The 901-nt window shown below is 58.0% G+C and carries 2 protein-coding genes; one reads left to right on the plus strand and one right to left on the minus strand.

The window, feature by feature from the left end; all coding sequences use genetic code 11:
• Positions 1-95 precede the first annotated feature (95 nt).
• Entirely contained in the window at positions 96-560 is a 465-nt protein-coding gene (locus GVN17_RS29440; protein WP_166598782.1) for a transposase, read from the minus strand.
• 77 nt (positions 561-637) lie between these two features.
• Between GVN17_RS29440 and GVN17_RS29550 the strand changes: the two genes are divergently transcribed.
• On the plus strand, positions 638-901 hold a 264-nt coding region (locus tag GVN17_RS29550), incomplete at its 3' end, for a hypothetical protein (protein ID WP_218576455.1).

Genomic DNA, 901 nt, shown 5'->3' on the forward strand with positions numbered 1-901 from the left:
CGCGGTGTGCCAGTTGAATAGAGTTCTCAGGTTTTACTGCCGCTGCGCGACAGATCGTAGGCAAGCCAACTCCCACGCCTTCACACGCTTTCGGTTTACAACTCCCAGGCGACATCCCACAACGGGTAATCACCAATCCGCTCAACCAACCCCGCCCGCAGCGGATTGGCGACGATGTAACGGGCCACGCTTTTGATGTCTTCATCAGAGCGCAATGCCCGGTCGTGATAGCCCATTTGCCAAACCGGGCCCCGGCGACCAAGCATCCGGTTGACGCTGTGCGCGCTGCGGGATTTGGCTCGGCGCATAAGCGTCGACAGCGTGCCGTTTTGCAATTCGATCAGCCAATGAAAGTGGTCGGGCATGACGACCCAAGCCAATGAATGCGCCGCCCCTTCCGTCTCCGCGAGCCTGAATGCATCCACCACCAATCGACCCACGCGCCAGTCTGAAAATAGCGGCACGCGATCATGGACGACGGAGGTTAGAAGATAGAGCTGGTTGCTTGCGGAGTACCGATTGACACGGAGATCTCGAGAACGTGGCGATGAACATGGCATGCCTGCGTGCCTTTCTGATGAACGTCAGGGAAGGCTAGAAGAGGGATCTCAACGCGATTCGGATAGGCGGTTTCTCAATGTTGCAGACCGCCTGGAACGAAGCGTTCGTAAGGGCTGTAGATAAGACGACAGATTATGTCGAAGAGACTGGGCTGACCGATTTGACTGCCGCTTCGCGCCAGATCGTAGGCAAGCCAACTCCCACGCCTACGGCAGACGCGGATTGGCGGTGGTTTGCGATTTGGATTCTGGCCGCAGGCCGTAGGAGTGCCGGGGTGGCGCTCCACCTTGCCTGCGATCCATTGCGAAGCGATGGCAAAACCTGTGTGCGCCATGTGTCA

This window comes from Pseudomonas sp. SLFW (assembly GCF_009905615.1).
Taxonomy (GTDB): Bacteria; Pseudomonadota; Gammaproteobacteria; order Pseudomonadales; family Pseudomonadaceae; genus Aquipseudomonas; species Aquipseudomonas bambusae.